Origin of the sequence: Bradyrhizobium sp. 35, assembly GCF_023073215.1 — a bacterium.
Lineage (GTDB): Bacteria > Pseudomonadota > Alphaproteobacteria > Rhizobiales > Xanthobacteraceae > Bradyrhizobium > Bradyrhizobium canariense_D.
Genome location: NZ_JADPJC010000144.1, coordinates 466,366 through 482,604 on the forward strand (window position 1 = coordinate 466,366; position 16,239 = coordinate 482,604).

The 16,239-nt window shown below is 65.1% G+C and carries 16 protein-coding genes; 13 read left to right on the top strand and 3 right to left on the bottom strand.

The features are described from left to right. Positions 1-49 precede the first annotated feature (49 nt). Positions 50-1,543, bottom strand: a complete 1,494-nt coding sequence (locus IVB36_RS30850; RefSeq protein WP_018455820.1) for an NAD-dependent succinate-semialdehyde dehydrogenase — start codon at positions 1,541-1,543, stop codon at positions 50-52. Positions 1,544-1,665: 122 nt separating this feature from the next. Next, positions 1,666-1,986, bottom strand: coding sequence for a hypothetical protein (locus IVB36_RS30855; protein ID WP_247394108.1), 321 nt, complete (start codon positions 1,984-1,986; stop codon positions 1,666-1,668). A gap of 347 nt (positions 1,987-2,333) precedes the next feature. On the opposite strand from IVB36_RS30855, the gene IVB36_RS30860 reads away from it, so the two are divergent. Further along, positions 2,334-3,527, top strand: coding sequence for a serine hydrolase domain-containing protein (locus tag IVB36_RS30860; protein ID WP_018455819.1), 1,194 nt, complete (start codon positions 2,334-2,336; stop codon positions 3,525-3,527). Positions 3,528-3,606: 79 nt separating this feature from the next. Next, positions 3,607-5,301, top strand: a complete 1,695-nt coding sequence (locus IVB36_RS30865) for an AMP-binding protein (protein ID WP_018455818.1) — start codon at positions 3,607-3,609, stop codon at positions 5,299-5,301. 133 nt (positions 5,302-5,434) lie between these two features. On the opposite strand, the gene IVB36_RS30870 is transcribed toward IVB36_RS30865, so the two are convergent. After that, a complete protein-coding gene (locus IVB36_RS30870) occupies positions 5,435-6,436 on the bottom strand; it encodes an adenosine kinase (RefSeq protein ID WP_018455817.1) in 1,002 nt (333 codons plus the stop codon). A 125-nt stretch (positions 6,437-6,561) separates the two neighbouring features. Here IVB36_RS30870 and murJ point away from each other — a divergent pair, with 125 nt between their 5' ends. The 11 genes from murJ (at position 6,562) to ybeY (ending at position 16,238) form a co-directional block, all read left to right on the top strand. Continuing rightward, positions 6,562-8,112 carry a murein biosynthesis integral membrane protein MurJ gene (gene murJ / locus IVB36_RS30875; RefSeq protein ID WP_247394111.1) on the top strand — a complete coding sequence of 517 codons (1,551 nt, stop codon included), beginning with the start codon at positions 6,562-6,564 and terminating at the stop codon, positions 8,110-8,112. Positions 8,113-8,185: 73 nt separating this feature from the next. Beyond that, positions 8,186-9,238 (top strand): tryptophan--tRNA ligase, encoded by a 1,053-nt coding sequence (gene trpS / locus IVB36_RS30880; RefSeq protein WP_018455815.1) that lies wholly within the window; start codon positions 8,186-8,188, stop codon positions 9,236-9,238. Positions 9,239-9,346: 108 nt separating this feature from the next. Next, the gene (locus IVB36_RS30885) at positions 9,347-9,841 is read left to right on the top strand and encodes a universal stress protein (RefSeq protein ID WP_018455814.1); all 495 of its coding nucleotides are present in this window, start codon (positions 9,347-9,349) and stop codon (positions 9,839-9,841) included. 174 nt (positions 9,842-10,015) lie between these two features. Then, entirely contained in the window at positions 10,016-10,585 is a 570-nt protein-coding gene (locus tag IVB36_RS30890; RefSeq protein WP_026233032.1) for a NifU family protein, read from the top strand. 85 nt (positions 10,586-10,670) lie between these two features. Beyond that, positions 10,671-11,369, top strand: coding sequence for a tRNA (adenosine(37)-N6)-threonylcarbamoyltransferase complex dimerization subunit type 1 TsaB (gene tsaB / locus IVB36_RS30895; protein ID WP_018455812.1), 699 nt, complete (start codon positions 10,671-10,673; stop codon positions 11,367-11,369). Continuing rightward, the gene (gene rimI / locus IVB36_RS30900) at positions 11,366-11,848 is read left to right on the top strand and encodes a ribosomal protein S18-alanine N-acetyltransferase (protein WP_018455811.1); all 483 of its coding nucleotides are present in this window, start codon (positions 11,366-11,368) and stop codon (positions 11,846-11,848) included. The genes tsaB and rimI overlap by 4 nt, the downstream gene beginning before the upstream one ends. A gap of 38 nt (positions 11,849-11,886) precedes the next feature. After that, complete coding sequence (locus IVB36_RS30905) at positions 11,887-12,342, top strand: Fur family transcriptional regulator (protein ID WP_007598312.1); 456 nt, start codon at positions 11,887-11,889, stop codon at positions 12,340-12,342. Then, positions 12,343-13,023: an HAD family hydrolase gene (locus IVB36_RS30910; RefSeq protein WP_018455809.1), complete on the top strand. Its 681-nt coding sequence runs from the start codon at positions 12,343-12,345 to the stop codon at positions 13,021-13,023. A gap of 192 nt (positions 13,024-13,215) precedes the next feature. Next, positions 13,216-14,604 carry a tRNA (N6-isopentenyl adenosine(37)-C2)-methylthiotransferase MiaB gene (gene miaB, locus IVB36_RS30915; protein WP_018455808.1) on the top strand — a complete coding sequence of 463 codons (1,389 nt, stop codon included), beginning with the start codon at positions 13,216-13,218 and terminating at the stop codon, positions 14,602-14,604. A 4-nt stretch (positions 14,605-14,608) separates the two neighbouring features. Next, positions 14,609-15,667: a PhoH family protein gene (locus tag IVB36_RS30920; RefSeq protein WP_081747794.1), complete on the top strand. Its 1,059-nt coding sequence runs from the start codon at positions 14,609-14,611 to the stop codon at positions 15,665-15,667. A gap of 61 nt (positions 15,668-15,728) precedes the next feature. After that, complete coding sequence (gene ybeY, locus IVB36_RS30925; RefSeq protein ID WP_247394113.1) at positions 15,729-16,238, top strand: rRNA maturation RNase YbeY; 510 nt, start codon at positions 15,729-15,731, stop codon at positions 16,236-16,238. Position 16,239 lies beyond the last annotated feature (1 nt).

The window sequence follows — 16,239 nt, forward strand, 5'->3', positions numbered from 1 at the left end:
GGACGGCGAACGCCGTAGATGCCGCGTTTCAGGCCACGGCGACCAGCAGCTAAACCCCCGCCATCATCACATATTTGATCTCGACATATTCTTCCATGCCGTGATGCGAGCCTTCGCGGCCGAGGCCGCTTTCCTTGACGCCGCCGAAGGGCGCCACTTCGGTGGTGATCAGGCCGGTGTTGACGCCGACCATGCCGGATTCCAGCGCCTCGGCGACACGCCAGACGCGGCCGAGATCGCGGGAGTAGAAGTAGGAGGCGAGCCCGAACGGCGAGGCGTTGCACATCGCGATGACGTCGGCCTCGTCCTTGAAGCGGATCACCGGTGCGAGCGGGCCGAAGGTTTCCTCCTGCGCCACCAGCGAGTCCGGCTCGACGTCGGCAAGCACCGTCGGCTCGAAGAACGAACGCCCGAGCTCGCTGCGCTTGCCGCCGGTGACGATCCTGGCGCCGCGCTTGACGGCGTCCGCGATATGGCGCTCGACCTTGTCGACCGCTTTCAAATTGATCAGTGGGCCCTGCGTGACGCCGTTCTCGGTACCGTCACCGATCTTCATCGCCGCGACTTTCTTCGACAGCTTCTGCACGAACTCGTCGTAGATCTTGTCCTGGGCGTAGATGCGGTTGGCGCAGACGCAGGTCTGGCCCATGTTGCGGTATTTCGAGACGATCGCGCCGTCGACCGCCGCATCGATGTCGGCGTCGTCGAACACCACGAACGGCGCGTTGCCGCCGAGCTCGAGGCCGAGCCGCTTCACGCCGACGGAGGCCTGCCGGTAGAGAATCTTGCCGACCGCGGTCGAGCCGGTGAAGCCGACGAAACGCACGGCCGGATGCTCGCACAACACCTTGCCGATCGGCGCTGCATCGCCCGTGACGATGTTGAACACACCCTTGGGCACGCCGGCTCTCTCCGCGAGCGCGGCAAGCGCCAGCGCCGACAGCGGCGTTTCATTGGCGGGCTTCAGCACCACGGTGCACCCGGCCGCAAGCGCCGGCGAAACCTTTCGTGTGATCATCGAGTTCGGGAAATTCCACGGCGTGATCGCGCCGCAGACGCCGATCGGCTGCTTGATCGCGAGCAAGCGCGCATCCGGCCGCTGCGTCGGAATCGTCTCGCCATAGACGCGGCGGGCCTCCTCGGCGAAAAATTCGACATAGGCGCCGCCGATGTCGACCTCGCCGAGCGCTTCGGCGAGCGGCTTGCCCTGCTCGGAGGTGAGGATCAGCGCGAGGTCCTCGCGATTGGCGATGATCAGCTCGAACCATTTGCGCAAAATATTGGAGCGCTGCTTGGCGGTGTGCTTGGCCCAGCCCGGGAACGCGCGCTCGGCGGCCTCGACCGCCCTGGTGGCGTCATCGGCCGAAAGCTGCGGAACCTTTGCAAGCTCGATGCCGGTTGCGGGATTGTTGACGGCGAAGACCGGCGAGCCGACCCAGGTGCCGTCGATGTAACAGGCCTCCTTCAGCAGCGACGGGTCCTTCAACCGGTCGCGCAGATTGGACGTGGCGTGCTGGGCACGTGCGGCGGCGGTCGGGGTCATGGCGTTGCTCCTGCGGGGCTTTTGCGGGCTGTTCCGGTTCGGCCGGAATATAGGGAGACGCGGCGCGCAATGCACCGTCCCGCAACGCACATCTGCTGGGAGCCAGGCTCGGAGCGGCGGAGTTACGCCGCGCCGCTCAGATAGATCTCGCGCCGCCCGATCATGCGCTCGGCGGCGGCCTTGGCGTCGGCCTTCGAGGAGGTTGCGCAGGTCCGGTATTCGAGATCAGGAACGTCGGACGCGTTGCGGCGGCCGAACCAGGACTTTGAACCGACCGGCAGCAGCGCCAGCGCCTGTGCCAGATTGTCGACAGCGCCGAAGGAATAAAGTGCGCCGGTGCCGGCGATGCGGACCTCGTAGATGCCGGGCGCGATCGGCGCTTCGAGATTCTCGCCCCGTCCGGGACGGGGATAGCGCTTCCATTCGCTCCAGGTCGAAATCATCTGAGGTCCCCCCTCGCGGCCGGTGGGCGGCCGCCAATTTGCATCAAGTCTTAACGTCGACCGTCGATCGGCCGAGAGCTGAACGCCGCAGCTCACAAAATGTTTCAAGTGCTTCAAACAGTCGAAACATCTCGCCAGCACCCATCCACGGTCACGGCTGGTTGCGGCCATCCACCACAGATTGTGACGGAGTGTTGCAGGTCAGCCGCCTTGTCGTCGTGCGAGGGGAGCCGACCGTCAAGTCACGACATCGCGACCGCGGCAGGTACGCGGATGTGCTTGCCGCGCGGCGCACGCGGGAGGACAATCGATCGCTTCCAACAATAATCAAACCGGAGGAAACGCGGATGCAAGGCAAAGCTGAGATCGACGAGATTCTGCGCCAGAAGAGCGAGGCCAGGGAGATTCCCGGCGTCGTCGCCATCGCCGCCAGCGGTACCGAGGTGCTGTATCAGGGCGCGTTCGGCAAACGCGACCTGTCCAAGCCGGATGCGATGACCGCCGACAGCGTGTTCTGGATCGCATCGATGACGAAGGCGGTGACATCAGCGGGCGCGATGCAGCTCGTCGAGCAAGGCAAGCTGTCGCTGGATGCGCCGATCGGCGAGGTGTTGCCCGATCTCGCCAAGCCGCAGGTGCTCGAAGGTTTCGATGCCAAGGGCGAAGCCAAGCTGCGGCCGGCCAAGGGGCCGATCACGCTGCGCCAGCTCATGACCCACACCGCCGGCTTTGCCTACAACATGTGGAACGGCGATCTCGCGATCCATCTCGAGAAATCCGGCATCCCCGCCATCACCACCTGCCAGAACGCGGCGTTGAAGACGCCGGTTATGACCGACCCCGGCACGCGCTGGGAATACGGCACCAATATCGATTTCGTCGGCAAGGCGGTGGAAGCCGTCAGCGGCAAGCGCCTCGATGCCTATCTGCGCGACAATCTGTTCGCACCGCTCGGCATGAGCGATACCGCTTTCAAGATCACCGACGACATGCGCAAGCGTCTGGTCGGCATGCATGCGCGCGGCGAGGATGGCCAGCTCGCCGCGATCCCGTTCGAGCTCGAGCAGGAGCCGGAATTCCACATGGGCGGCGGCGGCCTTTATTCGACCGCGGCCGACTACATCAAGTTTACCCAGATGATCCTGAACAAGGGCCGCGGCAACGGCAATCAGGTGCTGAAGGCCGAGACCATCGCGACGATGGGGCAGAACCACATCGGCGACCTCGCCATGGGCAAGATGACCACGGCGGCGCCGATGTACACCAATGACGTCGATCTCTATCCGGAGCAGGTGAAGAAGTGGGGCCTCAGCTTCATGATCAACACCGCCAAGACCGCCGAGGGCCGCAGCGCGGGCAGCCTCGCCTGGGCGGGCCTCGCCAACACCTATTACTGGATCGACCCGGCGCGCGACGTCACCGGCGTGATCCTGATGCAGCTGCTGCCATTCGCCGACGCAAAGTGTCTCGAGGCTTTTGCCGGCTTCGAGCGCGGCGTCTATGCCGGGCTCGATGCGGGAAGCGGGCAGAAGGCGGCGTGAGGCGCGCCTGACTCTCACGACGCGTCACGGCCGGGCTTGTTGTCCCGGCCGTGCACGCAGCTGACTGGAGGACACGATCTTGGCAGACAAAGCCGACAGTTACGTTTGCGGCACCTCCGACACGCCGCTGCTCGGCGACACCATCGGGCGCAGCCTCGATCAGGCCGCGCGGCGCTGGAGCGATCGTGAGGCGCTGGTCTCGCCCAGCCACGGCGTGAGATGGAAATGGGGAGAGTTTGCCCAGCGGGTCGACGCGCTCGCCGCCGGCTTTGTCGCGCTCGGCCTCGAACGCGGCGCGCGGATCGGCATCTGGTCGCTGAACCGGCCGGAATGGACACTGACCCAGTTTGCCGCCGCCAAGGCCGGCCTCATCCTGGTGACGATCAATCCGGCCTACCGGCTGAGCGAGCTGGAATTCGCGCTTCACAAGGTCGGATGCAGCGCCATCGTCACCGCGACGGCATTCAAGACCAGCAACTACATGGACATGCTCAACACGCTGTTGCCGGAGCTCGCGAGCGCCAAGCCCGGGCAATTGCGCGCGGCGCGGCTGCCGGCCTTGCGCATCGTGATCCAGATCGGCGGCCCCGCCTGCCCGGGCACGGTCCCGTTCGACGAGGTCGCCGGCATGGGCGGTACCCTGCATCGCGAACAGCTCGCCGCGCTCAGTGCCTCGCTGCAATTCGACGATGCCGTCAACATCCAGTTCACCAGCGGAACGACGGGATCGCCCAAGGGCGTGACGCTGACCCATCACAACATTCTCAACAACGGCTATTTCGTCGGCCGCGCCATGCGCCTGACCGAACAGGACCGCATCTGCATTCCGGTGCCGCTCTATCATTGCTTCGGCATGGTGATGGGCAACCTCGCCTCCGTCACGCTCGGCGCAACGATGGTCTATCCCGGCGAGGGGTTTGATCCGCTCGCAACGCTGCGGACGATCGAGCAGGAAAAATGCACCGCGCTGTACGGTGTGCCGACCATGTTCATCGCCGAACTCGACCACGGCGAATTCTCAAACTTCGATCTGACATCGCTGCGCACCGGCATCATGGCCGGTGCACCCTGCCCGATCGAGGTGATGAAGCGCGTCAACAGCGAGATGAACATGGGCGAGGTCACGATCGCCTATGGCATGACCGAGACGAGCCCGGTCAGCTTCCAAAGCGCCGTCGACGACCCGCTCGATCGCCGCGTCTCGACGGTCGGGCGAATCCATCCGCATGTCGAGGTCAAGGTCGTCGATCTCGAGGGCAAGATCGTCAAGCGCGGCGAACGGGGCGAGCTCTGCACCCGCGGCTACAGCGTGATGCTGGGCTACTGGGAGGAGCCGGAGAAGACCGCGGATGTGCTCGACGCCAACGGCTGGATGCATACCGGCGACATCGCCATCATCGACGACCAGGGTTATTGCAACATCGTCGGCCGCATCAAGGACATGGTGATCCGCGGCGGCGAGAACCTCTATCCCCGCGAGATCGAGGAATTTCTCTACCGCCATCCCAAGATTCAGGACGTGCAGATCTTTGGCGTTGCGGATACCCGCTACGGCGAGGAGCTCTGCGCCTGGATCCGCGTCAGGCCCGGCGAGACGCTGACGAAGGAAGAGGTGCGCACCTTCTGCGACGGCCAGATCGCCCACAACAAGATTCCGCGGTACGTGGAATTCGTCGACGAGTTTCCGATGACCGTGACCGGAAAGGTCCAGAAATTCCTGATGCGCGACGACGTGGAGCAACGGCTTGGACTGAAAGCCGCGAAGACGGCGTGAGCCGCAGCTGTCATTCCCCGCGAAGGCGGGGAATCCAGTACGCCGAAGCTTCTCGATTGAATCACGACCGTCTCGGAGTACTGGATCGCCCGGCCAAGCCGGGCGATGACAGCGAGGATGAGGCTATTCCACCTTAAGACGTCAGCCCGCGCTGCCCGGCGAGCTCCTTCAGCGACACCTGTGGACGCGCGCCGATGTGCTGGATCACTTCGGCGGCCGCGAGCGCGCCGAGTTCGCCGCACTGCTTGTGGGGCAGGTTGCGCGCCAGACCGAACAGGAAGCCGGCGGCGAAGAGATCGCCGGCCCCGGTGGTGTCCACGAGTTTCGCGATCGGAGACGCCGGGGCTGCGACTGCGTCAGTTGGCGTCACCACCACGCAGCCTTTCTCGCTGCGGGTGACCACGCCGAGATTGACGTCGTTGCGCAGCTGCTTGAGCGCGGTGTCGAAGTCCGAGGTCTGGTAGAGCGAATGCAGCTCGGACTCGTTCGCGAACACGATATCGACGGTGCCGTTGCGCATCAGCCCCAGGAACTCGTCGCGATAACGATCGACGCAGAAGGAATCCGACAACGTCAGCGCCACCTTGCGCTTGGCATCATGAGCGATCTTGGCCGCCTTGACGAAGGCGTCCTTGGCGTTCTTGGGGTCCCAGAGATAGCCCTCGAGGTAGACGATGCCGGCCGCGGCGATCTCGGCCGGGTCGATGTCGGCGGGCGACAGGTCCTGCGCGGCGCCGAGATAGGTGTTCATGGTGCGCTCGCCGTCGTCAGTCACCAGGATGTAGGAGCAGCCGGTCGCAGGACCGTCCTTCGCCGCGGGCGTGTTGAAGGCGACGCCGGCCGCGCGGATGTCGTGGACGTAGAGCTTCCCGATCTGGTCGTCCTTGACCTTGCCGACATAGGCGGCGCGCGCCCCGAGGCTGCCGATGCCGACGATGGTGTTGGCGGCCGAACCGCCGGAAACTTCCGTCGCCGGGCCCATGTCCTTGTAGATGGCGGCGGCCCGCGCCTCGTCGATCAGGGACATGCTGCCCTTGGTCATGCCGTGCTTGCCCAGAAAGGCTTCGTCGGTCTTGACCAGCACGTCGAACAGCGCGTTGCCGATGCCGAGAACGTCATATTTCACGTCAGCCATTCACCTTGATCCTGTTTGGCGGATTGCGATACCCGCGGAAATCCGCTTCCTGTCGGTCTGAAATCTGGCTCGCGGCCTATCACGGCCGGCCCTTCGCGGGCAAGCAACGGTATTATGCAGTTCCGATGATCCGCTCCTTCCTGACCGTCTCGACGGGGACACTGGCTTCACGGCTGCTGGGCTTTGCACGCGATTCCCTGATCGCGGCGCTGCTCGGCACCGGCGCCGTGGCGGACGCGTTTCTGGCGGCATTTCAGCTCGTCAATGTGGTGCGGCGCCTGCTCAGCGAGGGGGCCCTGAATGCGGCGCTGATCCCGGCCTGGCTGCGCGTTCGTGACCGCGACGGCGAGGCGGCTGCCGCGGCGTTCGCGGGACGCGTGCTCAGCTCCGTGAGCGCGGGCCTGATCGCAATCTCAATCGTGATTGCACTGCTGATGCGGCTGATCATCATGATCATCGCGCCGGGCTTCGTCGGCAGCGCATCGCTCGATCTCGCCGTCCAGAATGCGCGGCTGATGCTGCCTTATCTTGCCTTCGCGGGACCCGTCACGGTGCTGATGGGCCTGCTCAACGCGCAGGGTCGCTTTGCACTCACCGCGTTCTCGCCGCTGCTGTTCAACATCGCCCTGATCGCTGCGAGCACAACACTCCTGCTGTGGCACGTCGACGCGACCGTCGCCGCGTGGATATTGGCGGCCTCCGTCGGCATCGCCGGCCTGTTGCAGCTCCTGATGCTGCTGTCGCAGCGAAGTGCGCGTCTGGCGACACCGTTGCGCGTGAGCTTCGACAAGGACATGCGCGGCTTCTTCGCCAAGGCGATCCCGGGCATGATCGCGAGCTCCGGCCCGCAATGGCTGATGGTTGCCGGCGCGATCATCGCCTCCGCCACGCCGGCCGCGGTCTCCTGGCTCTATTTCGCCAACCGCTTGATCGAGCTGCCGCTTGGCATTGTCGGCGTCGCCATGGGTACGGTGCTGGTGCCGGAGCTGACGCGCGCGGTGAGGAGCGGTCACCGTGACGCGGTTGCGTATGCGGAATCGCGTGCGCTGGAACTCGCGACCGGGCTGGCATTGCCGGCGACGCTCGGCCTGATCGTGCTGGCCGAGCCGATCGTGCGGCTGCTGTTTGAACACGGCGCCTTTGGCGCGGAGGACAGCGCGACCACGGCGCGCGCCCTGATGTGGCTGGCGCTGGGACTGCCGGCGCACGTGCTGATCAAGGCGCTGTCCCCGACCTATTTTACCCGCAGCGACACGATGACGCCGCTGCTTGCGACCGCGAAAGGGTTCGTGGTCGCGGTCGCGCTCGCGATCCTGCTCGGTCACTTCTTCGGCGCGAGCGGGATCGCCGCCAGCATTGCCGCCGGCGCCTGGAGCAGTGCGATCTCGCTGCTCCGGAAAGGCACGCGTGAATTCGGCTTCTCGGTCGACGCCGCCGCCCGCAAGCGGCTGCCGCGAATCGTGCTCGCCGCGCTCGCCATGGGCGGCCTGCTGTGGCTGACCGCGGGCCTCTTGCCTTCACAGGCCCATGGGCTCATCCGCTTCATTGCGCTGGGATCACAGATCGCCGCCGGAATCGTCGTCTATGGCTTGCTCCTGCAAATCCTCCGCGTCGCGTCCTGGCGCGAGGCGGCCGGTGCCTTGAAGCGCCCCGCCCAGCCCGATCCCGGCGCCTGAAGTCAGCGAAATTCCCTTGACGGGGCAGCGCCGCTGTTGGAAACGACGCCCCGTATCTTGCAGGGAAGCTGCCATGCCATTCGTTGAACGGGTTTTTTCGGGCGTCCAGCCGACGGGCAATCTGCACCTCGGCAATTATCTCGGCGCAATCGTCAACTTCGTGAAGATGCAGGAAACCCACAACTGCATCTATTGCGTCGTCGACATGCACGCGATCACGCAGGGCGTGGACGTCTGGGGCGGACCAGTCGAGCTCGCGCGCAACACCCGCGAGGTGACCGCGGCGTTCATCGCCAGCGGCATCGATCCGAGCAAGCACATCGTGTTCAACCAGAGCCAGGTCTCGGGCCACGCCGAGCTCGCCTGGATCTTCAACTGCGTCGCGCGCATGGGCTGGCTCGGCCGTATGACCCAGTTCAAGGAGAAGGCCGGCAAGGACCGCGAGAACGCCTCCGTCGGTCTGTTCGACTATCCCGTGCTGATGGCGGCTGACATTCTGCTCTACCGCGCCACCCACGTGCCGGTCGGCGAGGACCAGAAGCAGCATCTCGAGCTGTCGCGCGACATCGCGCAGAAGTTCAACAACGACTTCGCTGAGTCGATCCGCAACCTCGGCGCCAATGACGGCCTGTTCTTCCCGCTGCCGGAACCCTTGATCACGGGCCCGGCGACGCGCGTGATGAGCTTGCGCGACGGCACCAAGAAGATGTCGAAGTCGGATGCGTCGGATAATTCGCGCATCAATCTGACCGACGACGCCGACACCATCGCGCAGAAGGTCCGCAAGGCCAAGACCGACCCGGAGCCGCTGCCGACCGAGGAGAAGGGTCTGGAAGCGCGTCCCGAGGCCGACAATCTCGTCGGTATCTTCGCCGCGCTCTCCGGCCGCTCCAAGGCCGACGTGCTCAGGGATTTCGGCGGCGGCCAGTTCTCCAGCTTCAAGAACGCGCTGGTGGATTTGTGCGTCACGAAGCTCGCGCCGATTGCCGGCGAGATGAAGCGCCTCGTCGCCGACCCCGGCCATATCGACGCGATCCTGAACGATGGCGCCGACCGCGCGCGCGCGATTGCCGACGAGACCATGACGCTCTCGAAGGACATCGTGGGCTTCATCCGTCGGCGCTGATAATAAGTTCGCGAAAACGCGGCCGACGCCACGGCGCCGGCTCGCTTCTGCTCTCCCCAAGTACGACGGAGTGTGGCAGCATGTCAGCGTGGACATTCCGGGACATGCATGACCAGCAAGCGACTTTGCTTCGAGCCGGGTCACAAGCCCAAATGCCTCGTCATCGTCGACGACACCGCCGAATGGGATCGCGCGGTCTATTACGCCAGCCGCTGGGCGATTCGGGCCGGTGGCGGCGTGGTGATGCTCCGCATCATCGAGCCCGAACAGCAGAGCCAGGAATGGCTGGGGGTCGCCGACATCATGCGCGCCGAAGCGCATGAGGCGGCCGAAGCCGCGCTCGACCGTGCCGCCGGCCGCGCCAACGGCATCGCCGCGATCACGCCGGAACGGGTGATCCGCGAAGGCGCTGCGATGGAACAGCTGCTGGCGGTGATCGACGAGGACCCCGACATCGCCATGCTGGTGCTCGCCGCGAACCCGGGCGCGGAAGGCCCGGGGCCATTGGTCGCGCTGCTCGCGCACGCGCTGGGCACGTTCCCGGTGCCGGTGACGGTCATTTCCGGCGCGCTCAGCGACCAGAGCGTGGATTCGCTGTCCTAGACTGCTGCTCGTTCGCCTCGCCCCGTTAGCCGGCAGAGGGAAGAAGCGGGTACCCTAACCCGCTGATATAACAGGTGAACGGCCAGCTTACCCCTTGACCGTGCGTTCGCCGTCGCCATCTGCTAGTGGATAGAGCACGCGCCGGCCTTGAACCGGCGACGTCTGGAGAAAACCATGTTCATTCAAACCGAAGCCACCCCCAATCCCGCCACGCTGAAGTTCATTCCCGGCCGCGTCGTGGTCGACGGCGGACCGATGGAATTTGCCAACCGCGAATCGGCCGCACGCTCGCCGCTCGCCGAAAAGCTGTTCGAAGTCCCCGGCGTCACCGGCGTGTTCTACGGCTCGGACTTCATCACCGTGACCAAGGCGAACGGTGAATGGCAACAGCTCAAGCCCGCGATCCTCGGCGCCATCATGGAGCACTACATGTCCGGCGCGCCGCTGCTCGCCGACGGTGCGGCCGCGAGCGATGTCGATCTCGACGAAGAGGACGAGTTCTTTGACGAAGCCGATGCCGAGACGGTCGACATGATCAAGGATCTGATCGAGACCCGCGTGCGGCCAGCGGTCGCCAATGACGGCGGCGACATCACTTTCCGCGGCTTCAAGGATGGTATCGTCTATCTCAACATGAAGGGCTCCTGCGCCGGCTGCCCGTCATCGACCGCGACGCTCCAGCACGGCATCCAGAACCTGCTCAAGCACTTCGTCCCCGACGTGGTCGAAGTCCGGCCGATGTAGGCTGGGGCCGCAAAGGCGTGGACGGCCGGGACAAGCCCGGCCATGATGACGAGCATTCCATGACGGATGGTGCTACCATCGTTCCATGCTGATCCTTGCCATCGATACCGCGCTGGAAGCGTGCGCGGTTGCCGTTCTCGACACCGATGCCGGCCAGCTCCTCGCGCAGGAGCAGCTTCTGATGAAGCGCGGCCACGCCGAAGCGCTGATGCCGATGATCGCGCGCGTGATGCAGTCAGCCAACCTCGCCTTCACAGCGCTCGAGCGCATCGCGGTCACCATGGGCCCCGGAAGTTTCACCGGCCTGCGCGTCGGCATTTCGGCCGCCCGCGGCCTTGCGCTTGCTGCGAAGCGGCCCGCCGTCGGCCTGACCACCTTGTCGGCCTATGCCGCCGCCGTCGTCGGCCAGAGCGGAGCGGCGCCGGTGATCTCGGCGATCGACGCGCGGCACGACCACGTCTATTTCCAGATCGTGGCCGGTGACGGCAGTCAGCTGGTGCGGCCGGGCGTCGCTCCCATCGACGAGGCGATCGCGGCGTCGCAATTCGGCGCGCCGCATCTGGTCGGCAATGCCGCGAAGATCCTCGCCGAGCGCTGGCCGAAAGATATGCCGCAGCCGGTCGCGGTCGACGCGCAGCCCGCGCCCGACATCGGCTGGGTCGCATGGCTTGGCGCCGCCGCCGATCCCGCGACAAATCCGGCGCGGCCGTTCTATCTGCGGGCGCCCGACGCAAAGCCGCCCGCACAACTGCCGCTTGCAGCACAAGCCGCAAGCTCACGATGAAATGGTTGTCGGAATGGTGGCGCGGCGGTACGGCCGTCGTCGAGCCGGCTGTCGCGCGCGACGTCGCACGGCTTGCGCAACTCCACGGCGCCTCCTTCGCGCGCGGTTGGGGCGAAGGCGAGTTCGAGAGCATGCTCAGCGAGCGCAACACGCTGGTGCACCGGTTGCGGCTCGGCCGCAAGACCGTGGGCTTCGCGGTGTCGCGGATCGGCGCAGACGAAGCAGAGATTCTCTCGATCGCGGTCGATCAGGCCCATCGCGGCCGCGGCCTCTCTCGCACGCTGCTGATGACCCATCTCGGCCACCTGGCAGGACGCGGCGTGCGCACAATATTTCTTGAGGTCGAGGAAAATAACCAGCCGGCGCGGCGGCTCTACGACCGAGCCGGATTCATGGTGGTCGGACGCCGCGAACGCTACTATAAGCAGCCGAACGGGGAACAATTGAACGCACTTCTGATGCGACGTGACTTGTCGTAACATTGATGGCAGAAAGCGCCCCGTCAGGCGGACATCACATGACTGGTCTTAAACCTTCCCCCGCTTCCAAGGCGTCCGGCATCGAGGCGCGCTGTGCCGCCACAGGCATGCGCATGACCGAGCAGCGTCGTGTCATCGCCCGCGTGCTCGCGGAGGCGGTCGATCATCCCGATGTGGAGGAACTATATCGCCGCTGTGTCGCGGTCGACGACAAGATCTCGATCTCGACCGTGTATCGGACCGTCAAGCTGTTCGAAGATGCGGGCATCATCGAGCGCCATGATTTCCGCGAAGGCCGCGCGCGCTACGAGCAGATGCGCGACAGCCATCACGACCACCTCATCAACCTGCGCGACGGCAAGGTGATCGAGTTCACCTCCGAGGAGATCGAGAAGCTCCAGGCGGAGATCGCCCGCAAGCTCGGCTACAAGCTGGTCGATCATCGGCTCGAACTCTATTGCGTCCCGCTCGACGACGACAAACCCACAAGTTAAGTGGCGATCGATCTCGTCATCTTCGATTGCGACGGCGTGCTCGTGGACAGCGAGGTGATCTCCTGTCGCGCGCATGCAGATGTGCTGTCGAGGCACGGCTATCCGATCACATCGGAGCAGGTGCTGGTCCGCTTCCTCGGCGTATCCGAGAAAGATGCACGGCGAATGGTCGAACAGGAGATCGGCCGCAATCTTCCCGATGATCTCGAAAGCCAAGTGAATGCTGCGACGCTGCAATTTTATGCCAGCGATTTGCAGCCGATCACCCATGTGGCCGCAGCGATTGGCGCAATCGATTTGCCCAAATGCGTTGCGTCGAGCGGCACGCCGGAGAAGATCCATCATGGCCTGACCTGCGCCGGTCTCTACGATCTGCTTGCGCCGAACATCTTTTCCGCGAGCCAGGTCGCGCGCGGCAAGCCCGCGCCCGATCTTTTTCTGTTCGCCGCCGCGCAGATGAAAGTCGCGCCGGAGCGGTGCCTCGTGATCGAGGACAGCGTCCCCGGGGTGACCGGCGCGCATGCCGCCGGGATGACCGTGCTGGGCTTTCACGGTGGCAGCCATTGCCCGCCGGGCCACGCTGAAAGGCTCCGGGCCGCCGGGGCCGGATTGACGTTCGACGATATGCGGCAATTGCCGGAGCTGGTCCGGCGGGTCGCGGCGGACACCCTGGCGGGCTGATTCAGGGTATTTTCTGAGTGCAGCTGGCGGCTGCCGGGACACGCACACGCCCGGAATCCCGAGGTTTTGGCGGGATTCCGCACTTCCCGCCAGCGCTCGCCCCGGAATGACAGCCCAAAGGGCGCCAATCGCTGGATTTTCGCCTCCCCAGCCTATATCTGAGGGCGGTCCTCCACCTCAATTCCGGATTCCATGACGCCGCCGCGCAAGCTGCACATCAAATCATATGGCTGCCAGATGAACGTCTACGATGCCCAGCGCATGGTGGACACGCTGGCCCCGGAAGGATTCGTGGAGACGGCCAGCGCTGATGACGCCGACCTCGTCATCCTCAACACCTGCCATATCCGCGAGAAGGCCTCGGAAAAGGTCTATTCGGAGCTCGGCCGCCTGCGCGTCGCCAAGGACGCCGCCGCGCGCGACGGGCGTACCATGCAGATCGCGGTCGCAGGCTGCGTGGCACAGGCCGAGGGCGAGGAGATCGTGCGCCGTGCACCCGCGGTCGACGTCGTGGTGGGACCGCAGAGCTATCATCATTTGCCGCAGCTGTTGAAGCGCGCCGGCAATGAAGGCCGCGCCATCGAGACCGAATTCCCGGCTCAGGACAAGTTCGGCTTCCTGGCCCAGCCCAAGCCCGGCGCGATCCGCGCCCGCGGCATTTCCGCTTTCGTCACGGTGCAGGAAGGCTGCGACAAGTTCTGCACCTTCTGCGTCGTGCCTTACACGCGTGGCTCGGAAGTCTCGCGGCCGGTGACAAAGATCGTCGACGACGTGAAGCGGCTCACCGAGAACGGCGTGCGCGAGCTCACGCTGATCGGACAGAACGTCAACGCCTATCACGGCGAGGGACCGGACGGAAAAAGCTGGCCGCTCGGCAGGCTGCTGGAGCACCTCGCGGCGCTCCCGGGCGTCGCGCGGCTGCGTTATTCGACCAGCCATCCGCGCGATGTCGATGACAGTCTGATTGCAGCCCATCGCGATCTCCATGCCTTGATGCCGTTCGTGCACCTGCCGGTGCAGTCGGGCTCGGACCGGATTCTGGCTGCCATGAACCGGAAACATACCGCCGATGATTATCGGCGTGTCGTCGACCGTTTCCGGTCCGCACGCCAAGACATTGCTTTCTCATCAGATTTTATCGTCGGCTTCCCCGGCGAGAGCGAGCAAGATTTTCTCGCGACCCTCGCGCTTGTCACGCAAATCGGCTACGCTGCGGCATATTCGTTCAAATACTCCGCCCGGCCGGGAACGCCGGCCGCGGACATGCAGGAGACGGTGTCCCCCTCCGAGATGGACCAGCGATTGGAGCGGCTCCAGGAACTGATCGACAGCCAGCAATCGGCCTTCAACAAGGCTGCGATTGGCTCAACGGTCGATGTGCTGTTCGAGCGCCCGGCCCGCAAGGACGGCCAGATCGTCGGCCGCACCGCCTTCCTCCAGCCCGCGCATGTGATGGCCTCCCCGGACATCATCGGACAGATCCTGCCGGTCCGGATCGACAGTCTCGAACGCTACAGCTTCCTCGGTGAGCTCGCCATGGCGCACGAGCCCGCTTTATCGCCCATCGCCACTGGAGCCTGAACCCTTGCCCAAAAGCGCATCGGATTCGTCTTCTTCCATCGCTCCCAGCCGCAAATTTGACCGCGACATGCAGGTTCCGCCCGAGACCCAGGTCGTCATCGATTTCGACGACAACCGCGCCGCGTCCGCGCTAGTTGGCCCTTATGGCCAGCATCTGGCACAGATCGAACGGCGGCTTGGCGTCGTCGTCGATTCCAAGGGCAACCACATCACGATTGGCGGCTCGCGCGACGGCTGCGATGCCGCGCGCCGGGTGCTGGAGACGCTCTACGCCCAGGCCGTGAAGGGACAGGATCTCGACCAGGGCGAGGTCGAGGGCGCGATCCGTGCCGTGATCGCGCAGGGCTCGCTGTTCGAGTTCGATGCCAAGTCGGCCAAATCCACCTTCGACAGCATCAATCTGCGCAAGCGCCCGGTGCGTGCGCGCACGGCGGCGCAGGATTCCTATATCCGCGCGCTGAAGCGCCACGAGCTGGTGTTCGGCATCGGCCCCGCCGGCACCGGCAAGACCTGGCTCGCGGTCGCGCATGCCGCGCAGCTATTCGAGCGCAAGGAAGTCGACAAGATCATCCTGTCGCGCCCGGCGGTGGAAGCCGGCGAGCGGCTCGGCTTTTTGCCCGGCGATCTCCGCGAGAAGGTCGATCCTTATCTCCGCCCGATCTACGACGCGCTCTATGACCTGATGGACGCGCGCATTGTCGAGCGCGCGCTGCAGACCGGCGAGATCGAGATCGCGCCACTCGCCTTCATGCGCGGTCGCACGCTGACCAACGCGGCCATCATCCTGGACGAGGCGCAAAACACCACGTCCATGCAGATGAAGATGTTCTTGACCCGCCTTGGCGAGAACAGCCGCATGATCGTCACCGGCGATCCCTCGCAGATCGACTTGCCGAACGGCCAGACCTCGGGCCTCGCCGAGGCGACGCGCCTGCTGAGCGGCGTCGAAGGCATTGCGCAAGTTCATTTCAAGGCCGAAGACGTGATCCGCCACGAGCTCGTGGCGCGGATCGTCTCCGCCTACGAAGGGTCGCCGCAGCGGCCGGCCGCCGGTAAATCCTGACGAGACAGCAACCGGACCATATGGGCGCGGACACGGCGCCCCTTCGTTCGGAACAAGGACAATGTCACACCCCAACCTTCCCATCACCGAGGTCCTCGTCGTCGCCGATCGCTGGCAGCGGGAGCCCGAATCCGAAGCCGTGATCCAGCGCGCCGTGGCGGCCGCCGCCGAGAATGTCGACGAAGACGTTGCGGAGGCGGAAGTGGCGGTGATGCTGACCGATGATGCCGGCATCCGCACCCTGAACAGCAACTGGCGCGGCATCGACAAGCCGACCAACGTGCTGTCGTTTCCCGCGCTGCAGCCGGAAGGCGACTGGAAGCCTGGCGATGCGCCGCGCATGCTGGGCGACATCGCGATCGCCTACGAGACCATGCGGCGTGAGGCGGACGAGGAACAAAAGCCGTTCGATCATCATTTGAGCCATCTCGCCGTGCACGGTTTCCTGCATCTGGTCGGCTACGACCACGAAAACGAAGACGACGCCGAGGAAATGGAAGCGCTCGAACGAGAGATCCTGGCTCATCTCGGCATTCCCGACCCCTATGCCGACCGCCCAGGGACGCATTGAG

Bases quoted from the DNA above. Each gene is read 5' to 3' on its own strand.
- IVB36_RS30850 (WP_018455820.1), bottom strand. From the start codon at position 1,543: ATGACCCCGACCGCCGCCGCACGTGCCCAGCACGCCACGTCCAATCTG.
- IVB36_RS30855 (WP_247394108.1), bottom strand. From the start codon at position 1,986: ATGATTTCGACCTGGAGCGAATGGAAGCGCTATCCCCGTCCCGGACGG.
- IVB36_RS30860 (WP_018455819.1), top strand. From the start codon at position 2,334: ATGCAAGGCAAAGCTGAGATCGACGAGATTCTGCGCCAGAAGAGCGAG.
- IVB36_RS30870 (WP_018455817.1), bottom strand. From the start codon at position 6,436: ATGGCTGACGTGAAATATGACGTTCTCGGCATCGGCAACGCGCTGTTC.
- murJ (WP_247394111.1), top strand. From the start codon at position 6,562: ATGATCCGCTCCTTCCTGACCGTCTCGACGGGGACACTGGCTTCACGG.
- trpS (WP_018455815.1), top strand. From the start codon at position 8,186: ATGCCATTCGTTGAACGGGTTTTTTCGGGCGTCCAGCCGACGGGCAAT.
- IVB36_RS30885 (WP_018455814.1), top strand. From the start codon at position 9,347: ATGACCAGCAAGCGACTTTGCTTCGAGCCGGGTCACAAGCCCAAATGC.
- IVB36_RS30890 (WP_026233032.1), top strand. From the start codon at position 10,016: ATGTTCATTCAAACCGAAGCCACCCCCAATCCCGCCACGCTGAAGTTC.
- tsaB (WP_018455812.1), top strand. From the start codon at position 10,671: ATGCTGATCCTTGCCATCGATACCGCGCTGGAAGCGTGCGCGGTTGCC.
- rimI (WP_018455811.1), top strand. From the start codon at position 11,366: ATGAAATGGTTGTCGGAATGGTGGCGCGGCGGTACGGCCGTCGTCGAG.
- IVB36_RS30905 (WP_007598312.1), top strand. From the start codon at position 11,887: ATGACTGGTCTTAAACCTTCCCCCGCTTCCAAGGCGTCCGGCATCGAG.
- miaB (WP_018455808.1), top strand. From the start codon at position 13,216: ATGACGCCGCCGCGCAAGCTGCACATCAAATCATATGGCTGCCAGATG.
- ybeY (WP_247394113.1), top strand. From the start codon at position 15,729: ATGTCACACCCCAACCTTCCCATCACCGAGGTCCTCGTCGTCGCCGAT.